This window comes from Aquicoccus sp., from assembly GCF_041686535.1.
GTDB lineage: Bacteria > Pseudomonadota > Alphaproteobacteria > Rhodobacterales > Rhodobacteraceae > Aquicoccus.
In genome coordinates, this window is sequence record NZ_JAWLDS010000157.1 from 1 (window position 1) to 4,357 (window position 4,357).

A 4,357-nucleotide genomic window follows, 5' to 3' on the forward strand; every position below is an offset into this window, starting at 1 on the left:
TCCTAGTCGTAGATTTCACGGTATTTGCGCACGATGCGCAGGGCGGCCACGTTGATGATCAAGGTCATCACGAACAGCACCATGCCAAGCGCGAAGGCGGCGAGGGTCTTGGGACTGTCAAACGCGGTATCGCCGATCAGCAGGGTGACGATCTGCACGGTCACGGTGGTCACGCTGTCCAGCGGGTTGATCGTCATCTTGGCAATCAGGCCAGCGGCCATCACGACGATCATCGTCTCGCCGATGGCGCGGCTGACGGCCAGCAGGATACCCCCCACGATGCCGGGAATGGCGGCGGGGAAAAGCACCTTGAGCACGGTCTCGGCCGGGGTCGCCCCCACGGCGAGCGAGCCGTCGCGCAGGCTGCGCGGCACCGCACCCAGCGCATCGTCGGCAAAGGACGAGATGAACGGAATCAGCATGATGCCCATGACGCTGCCCGCCGCCAGCGCGGTATTGGGCGCGATGGGCAAGCCGAGGTCACTGCCGAACGAGCGAATCGCCGGTGCGATCACGAGGATGGCGAAAAAGCCGTAAACCACGGTCGGCACACCCGCGAGGATTTCAAGCACCGGCTTGATCACGGATCGCGCGCGGTGCGACGCGAATTCATGAAGGTAGATCGCTGACAGCAGGCCGATGGGCGTGGCCACCAGCATCGCCACCGTGGCGATGACCAGCGTGCCGAGAAAGACCGGCAGCATCCCGAAGGCGCCTTCCGCCGCGATCTGATCCTCGCGCAGCGGGATTTGCGGCTCCCACGATGTGCCCAGCACGAAATCCCAGAACGGCACCATGTTGAAGAAACGGATCGTCTCGAACAGAAGCGAGGCGACGATGCCGATGGTCACGAAAATCGCCACCGTGGCGCAGGCCACCATCAGGCCGTGGATGATGCCTTCGGTGCCCTGACGTGCCCGGAATTCGCCCGAGACCCGTCGCCGCGCAAAATAAAGAAGCACCGCCGCCTGTGCCGCGGTTGCTGCAACCAGAAGCAACCCAGATGTCGCGCGAAGCGAAACGAGGCGCTCGGCAGCTTCCAGCTTCCAGTCTTCGGGCTGGCCGAAGACCCGCCCACCTGCGATCGAGCGGAGTTCAGCCATGATCAGCTGGATCTCGCCCTTTCCCAACCCGTCAAGCTGACCGGCTGGCAACCCCGCCTTGACGAGCAAGTCGATGACCGTCCCCTGGAACAACATCCACAGAATAATGAGAAAAAAGGTCGGAATCAGGACCATAAGCGCGGCATAGCCACCGTGGAACCCGTCAAGCGAATGCATCGGCGTGCCGCCTGCGCGGATCGCACGTGCGGCCCGCAGGTTGAGAAAATATCCGATCACCACGGCGGCGAAAAGGATCACAAAGGCGAGAAGCGTCATGGGAAGGCCTGCCGTTTCAAGGGAAGACGCCCCCGCCTCGGCGGGAGGGGGCGTCAGGGAAGCGCGGCGTACCGCGCCCGGGTCAGAACTCAATCAGTTCTTGGGTTCCATCTTTGCACCGTTGATGACCTCGTCCTGGGTCTCGGCGCGCAGGTCGTCCGGCAGGGTGACCATGCCACGCTCTTCAAGATACCCGCCCGGTGCCATAGCGTCCTCGGACATGTACTCCTCGATGAACTCCTGGAAGTTCGGGATCACGCCGCGATGCGCATTCTTGACGTAGAAGAAAAGCGGACGCGAGATCGGGTAGGAGAAGTCACCGATGGTCTCGGCGTCCGGCGCGACGCCGGCAATGTTCACGCCCTTGAGCTTGTCGAGGTTCTCGTAAAGGAAGGAGTAACCGAAGATGCCCATCGCGTTCGGGTCGGACTCGAGGCGCTGCACGATCAGGTTGTCGTTCTCGCCGGCTTCGACGAAGGGTCCGTCGGTGCGCATGCGCGAGCAGTTTTCCTTGACCCACGCCTTGTCGAAATCGCCGTTCGAGACGTAATCGGTTTCCTTGCAGCCTTCGCGCATGGCAAGTTCCACAAACGCGTCACGGGTGCCGGAGGTCGGCGGCGGGCCAAGCACAACGATGTCGGTGTCGGGCAGGCGGCTGTCGATTTCCGACCATTTCGTATAGGGGTTGTCGATCCATTCGCCATCGACGGGAACCTCGGCGCCCAACGCCAGGTACACTTCTTCCAGCGAAAGATCCCACGCATAGTCATTGTCGCGCGACACGGCCATCGAAAGGCCGTCATAACCGATCAGCGCCTCGGTCACGTCGGTTACGCCGTTCTCGACGCATCTTTCCCATTCCGACGCCTTCATGGCGCGCGATGCGCCGGTCAGGTCCGGATAGTCTTCGCCGATGCCTTCGCAGAAGATCTGCATGCCGCCACCGGTGCCGGTCGATTCAACGATCGGCGAGGGGGAGCCGGTATTGTTGGCGAACTGCTCTGACACAGCCTGCGTGTAAGGGAACACGGTCGACGAGCCGACGATGCTGATCTGGTCGCGCGCGGCGGCCGTCGTCGCGGACACGGCGGCCAGTGCCAGTGCCGAAACGGTGATTTTGGTGTAGGACATGATAGCTCCTGCTGTCAGTGTTTTGGTACAGAACATCGTCCGGATAAGCACTTTACATGACCCCTATGTAAGATTCTTGTAACAGTTTTATGAAATCAGGGCGCCATGACGAACGCGCGTCCCCCCGGCCAATTCGGCGCCCCACCAAGCGCGGCATCAATGGCAAGCGCCGCGCCGTCAGCCACCTTGGCCGAGGTTGCTGACGGCGCGGTGTATGACGCCTGAGCCTTATGGATTTGACAACGTTTCTTAGCGAGCCAGCACCGTCTCTCTTCGTCGCCTCGAACAGTTGAATGCGGCCATCCAGGACCGCGGAGCAGAAGGAAGAGAGTATGAACAAGGTATCACATGATCAGGTCATTGGAATAGATGTCAGCCGCGATTGGCTGGATATTCATTGCCTGCCAGACGGCCAAAGGCTGCGGTTGCCCAATACGGAGACCGGGCACAACCGCCTTGTCGATCTGGCGCGCCCGATGGGCGCCTTGGTCTGCTTCGAGCGGAGGGAACGCGACTGGCGTCGAACATTATTTTGTGGATGCCGCTCGGTTTGCAAGGAAATTCTGATCGTCTGGACATGTGATCGAGTGCGTTCTTTTGTCAGGCCTGTTCGTGCGGTGGTCCCGTTGTCTGCCCTTGGGCGCAACATGGCCGAACTCGTAGAGATGCGAGCGTAGCGCGTTGATGGTCTCGGTGCGCTGTTTCACGAGCTGCTCGCGCGTGCGAAATGCGATTGCGTGTGCCTGCTGGTCGGCGATCTTCGGTTCCACGAACCGCATCGTCGGCCGCAGGGGCGCCTCGACGATCGCCTCTGCGTCGGCGGCGTCGTTCTTCTGCCGCTTGAGAAACGGCTTGACGTAATGCGGCGCGATCAGCCGGACCTCATTTCCGTGCCGGGACATTTCCCGCGCCCAGTGATGGGCACCGGCGCAAGCCTCCATCGCCACACTGCACGGTGGGTGCTCCGCCATGAACCGGGTGAACTGTGGCCGCGACAGCTTCTTGCGGAACAGCACGGACCCGTCCGCCGCGGCGCCGTGCACCTGGAACACGTTCTTTGCGAGATCGACGCCTGATGCTAACCTCTCCCATGGATGCCCTCTCCTTCAGCTTGTGCGTTGACACCACGAGTTTGGCACATCGCGATGCCGCAAGGGGAGAGCGGCATCCACCCCATCTCTGGCAAACTCAGGCGCCGAAGCAAGGCTAGAGTTTTCAAGGCGACGCGGCATCCCCTCGCGGTCCTGTCAGATTCAAACACCCCTTCGATATCCGGACCTGTGTTTCGGCCAACGAAAAATACCCACGCCATCCTTCACGCATATTCCTGCATGCTACCCACCAGGATGCCGGCAAGAGAGACATCCAGATCGCCCTCCAGCGCTGCGAACTCCACGCCCGTGTCGTAGGCGACATTATCCCGGCTGATCTCGCCTAGATCGGCATCAGCTTCGACGAACACCCATTCGCGCGCGTGCTCGGTCTCCAGCCCCACCGCATGGCGCAGCACCTCGAGCGCGTCCTGCGCGGTGACCTGGCCGTCGCCGTTCACGTCGGCGGCAATGTAGTCATGGGCCTCGGCCGGACCCCAGCTCGGTTCCAACCCGACCGCAAGCCGCAGCACCTCAAGCGCATCCTGCGCGGTGATATCGGGATCGCCGGCGCTGTAGTCGCGCACCGCATCGAGACGGCCTGAAGCATCGGTATCTGCAGGTAAGCTCATGGAAAAGGAGCCAGCTCCGTCCGCCTGCACCGAATCGACCGGCGGGTCACCGGCTTCTGGGAGATATTTTACCTCCGTATCTGCGAGTGCGTCACCGCTTCGGTCGATAACTGTCCCTGAGAGT

The 4,357-nt window shown here is 61.8% G+C and carries 3 protein-coding genes and 1 pseudogene; all 4 read right to left on the reverse strand.

Annotated features, from left to right (window positions below; genetic code table 11):
* Positions 1–2 precede the first annotated feature (2 nt).
* Positions 3–1,379, reverse strand: a complete 1,377-nt coding sequence (gene pstC, locus ACESL9_RS17155) for a phosphate ABC transporter permease subunit PstC (protein ID WP_372614865.1) — start codon at positions 1,377–1,379, stop codon at positions 3–5.
* A 93-nt stretch (positions 1,380–1,472) separates the two neighbouring features.
* On the reverse strand, positions 1,473–2,510 hold the full coding sequence (locus ACESL9_RS17160) for a substrate-binding domain-containing protein (protein ID WP_372614866.1): 1,038 nt from the start codon (positions 2,508–2,510) through the stop codon (positions 1,473–1,475).
* 632 nt (positions 2,511–3,142) lie between these two features.
* A pseudogene (locus ACESL9_RS17165) lies at positions 3,143–3,602 on the reverse strand (IS110 family transposase); the annotation flags it as partial.
* A 223-nt stretch (positions 3,603–3,825) separates the two neighbouring features.
* A partial coding sequence (locus ACESL9_RS17170) for a dockerin type I domain-containing protein (RefSeq protein WP_372675314.1) occupies positions 3,826–4,357 on the reverse strand: 532 nt, incomplete at its 5' end.

What these genes read in the sequence shown, in the direction of transcription:
- pstC (WP_372614865.1), bottom strand. Translation starts at nt 1,379, where the DNA reads ATGACGCTTCTCGCCTTTGTGATCCTTTTCGCCGCCGTGGTGATCGGA.
- ACESL9_RS17160 (WP_372614866.1), bottom strand. Translation starts at nt 2,510, where the DNA reads ATGTCCTACACCAAAATCACCGTTTCGGCACTGGCACTGGCCGCCGTG.